Below are 2,893 nucleotides of genomic sequence, written 5' to 3'. Positions count from 1 at the left end.
CAAGATCCTCACACGCTATAACGCGACAGGCCTGGAGGGGCTCACCGACCGCTCGCGGCGGCCCTATCGTCACGCCAATCAGCTGCCGATCCAGATCGAGACGCTGATTGCGTATTTCGCAAAAACTGGACAGCAATTTCTCTAACTAAGGGACAGTAGTTTCGCTAAGTCGCGGACAGCTGGCTTTTGGTTGCCTGGTTGTTGAAGTCAGTTGATATTGGTTTCGCTGTTTTCGACGTCGGTCAAGGGGCGCGAAGCTTTTTTCTTTCGCATGCTGTCGCCTTCAAGGACGATACGGTGGGAGTTGTGGATGATCCGGTCGAGGATCGCGTCCGCGATGGTGGGCTCGCCGATCATGTCGTGCCATTTGGCAACGGGCAGCTGGGCGGTAATCAAGGTCGATTTGCGCCGGTAGCGCTCTTCAAAGATTTCCAGAAGATCGAGGCGCTGCTGGTCATTGAGGGTGTGGGTGCCCCAATCATCAAGGATGAGTAACTGAACACGTGCAAGCTTGTCGATGAGGCGCGGGAAGCGACCATCGAGACGCGCCATGGCGAGGTCTTCGAACAGGCGCGGCATACGCAAATAGAGCACGGAATGATCGAGCCTTGCTGCCTGGCGGCCGAAGGCACACGCCAGCCAGGTTTTGCCAGTCCCGGTCAAGCCGGTGATGATGAAGTTCTCATGGGCTTTCAGCCAGACGCCTTGCGCAAGCTGCAGGGTATTGCGCCGGTCAAGGCCGCGGCGGGAGGCGAAGTCGATGTCTTCGATGCAGGCATCGACGAAGCGTAGCTTGGCTGCGGCTAGCCGATTCGTCAGGCGCCGGTCGGCACGCATGGCGGCTTCGCGATCGAGCATCAAGCCGAGCCACTCGTCGCGGCTGAGTTCGGCGGCATTGTCCTGCTCGGCCAATTGCCGATAGCCGGCCGCCATTCCGGCAAGGCCGAGAGCCTGCATCTGGTCGAGGGTCGGGTGGGTTAGCATCACGATCTTCCTTTCTTTCATTGGTAATAGGTGCCACCCCGGATGTTGGCGTGGGAGGGCGCGGCCTTGATGGGCTCGGTGGCAGGGCTCGCACGGTCGAGCCCGGACTTGAGGATGGCGCTCACGGAGGAGTAGCTGATCGCATTGATGGCGAGCGCCCTCTCACAGGCCGCTTCCAGCCGATCGCGCTCATAGCGCCGGGCCAGTGCGATGATTCCCATGGCAGACCGATAACCCTGCTCGGGATGCGGGCGCTGACGCATCACCCGCTCGACCAGGGTGGCGGCGTTGACGCCGATCCGCGCGGCCATCTTGATCAAGTGCGCCGGCGTCATATTGGCGTAACGCTGATGGGCTTTGGGCATGTGCTCATTCACGGTGACATGGCCGCTGCGCTGGGAACGGCGCACATGGCTGGCGACACGCGTGTGATCCTGGAAGATCTCGACAGCCCGATAGGTGAGCCGGACGTCTACCCGACGGCCGATCAGCCGGTGCGGCACCGAGTAAAAGGTCTTGTCGACTTCGACGTGATAATCAGGATGCACCTTGGCCGTTTTCCACTCGGCGTATTCGAATGGCTCGCTGGGCAGCGGCGCCAGCGCAGCGCGCTCGATCTCCTCGAACAGCTGCCGGCGGGATTTACCGCTATGGCGCATCGGTCGATTGTTCAGCTCCTCGAGCAGCTCGCCAATCGCGGCATTGAGATCGGCCAGGTTGAAGAACCGCCGATGCCGCAGCCGGGCCAGAATCCAGCGCTCGACAATCAGCACGGCGCCTTCGACCTTGCCCTTGTCGCGCGGCTTGCGGCTGCGGGTCGGCAAAATCGTCGTGTCGTAGTGCTCGGCCATCGCCGCAAAAGTTTGGTTGAGCGTCGGCTCGAACCACAACGCCTTGACGACCCCGGCCTTCAGATTGTCGCAGACGATCGCTTTGGGAACTCCGCCGAAGTATGACAGTGCCCGGGTCTGGCCTTCGATCCAGTCTGGCAGTCGCTGACCGAAGCTCGCCATAGCGAAGGTCAGCGACGAAGCGGCGAGCACCGCGACAAAAATCTGGGCCTGACGGACCTCGCCGGTTTGCGGATCGATCACCTCCACCGTCGGGCCCGCATAGTCGGTCTGCATCAGCGCACCCGCGGCGTGACGGTGGCGGTAAGTCGGGTTCGCCCGGCGCCGATAGGCGTCAAATTTCTCGCAGAACCAGGTGTAGCCATAGCCGTCGGGGTGGACCGCCCGGTATTCCTGCCAGAGCAGCGTCAGCGTCACGCCTTTGCACTTGAGCTCCTGCGCCACTCGTGGCCATTCGGGTTCGCTCAAATCCTGCGGAGGCCGTCCCATCCGTCGGAACAGGGCTCGCTGCAGGGCAGCCTCGTTCTCGTAAACCGCCGGTAGCGGCCACGTCACGCCCGCTTCACGCGCCCGCAGCAGGTAAGTGGAAACCGAGGTCTTGCTGATCTGCAGCCGTTCCGAGATCGCCCGAACCGACAGGCCTTGCTCGTACGTCAGCCTCAGGATTGATCGTAGGTCCTTCACAGTGGTTCGTTTCGCTTGCTTCCGTCTCGGCATCGCCCCTCTCAAATTCAGCTTGAGAGAGAACATTGCCTGAACGGCGCAACCAAAAAACCAGCTCTCGCGACTGTCCGCGACTTAGTGAAATGCCTGTCCCGGACTTACTGAAATCGCTGTCCGGGACTTACCGAAATCGCTGTCCGCGACTTAGCGAAACCCGCAATTCGAGGGCGCCAGGGTCTGCGACGGCCATGATCCCGAGGGCAATATATTCCAGCTCAGGCAGGCGAGCTGAAGTTCATCGGCGTGTGAGTACCATTCGCGAGCCGGTCACAGGTCGGACCCGCCCTCGACGATTTTTTCGTTGAGCTTTTGATCGACAATCCGGACCGTTCGGT

The 2,893-nt window shown here is 61.2% G+C and carries 2 protein-coding genes and 1 pseudogene; 1 reads left to right on the top strand and 2 read right to left on the bottom strand.

All coding sequences use genetic code 11. The features are described from left to right. Positions 1 to 109, top strand: a pseudogene (locus WB528_RS21455) (IS481 family transposase); the annotation flags it as partial. A 98-nt stretch (positions 110 to 207) separates the two neighbouring features. On the opposite strand, the gene istB reads toward WB528_RS21455, so the two are convergent. Together istB and istA are read right to left on the bottom strand one after the other, a co-directional pair. Then, entirely contained in the window at positions 208 to 984 is a 777-nt protein-coding gene (gene istB, locus WB528_RS21450) for an IS21-like element helper ATPase IstB (protein WP_423890466.1), read from the bottom strand. A gap of 17 nt (positions 985 to 1,001) precedes the next feature. Next, on the bottom strand, positions 1,002 to 2,552 hold the full coding sequence (gene istA / locus WB528_RS21445) for an IS21 family transposase (protein ID WP_423890465.1): 1,551 nt from the start codon (positions 2,550 to 2,552) through the stop codon (positions 1,002 to 1,004). Positions 2,553 to 2,893 lie beyond the last annotated feature (341 nt).

Source organism: Bradyrhizobium sp., assembly GCF_049586575.1.
Lineage (GTDB): Bacteria > Pseudomonadota > Alphaproteobacteria > Rhizobiales > Xanthobacteraceae > Bradyrhizobium.
The sequence above is the reverse complement of the archived record's forward strand: the minus strand, read 5'-3'. Positions and strand labels throughout refer to the sequence as shown.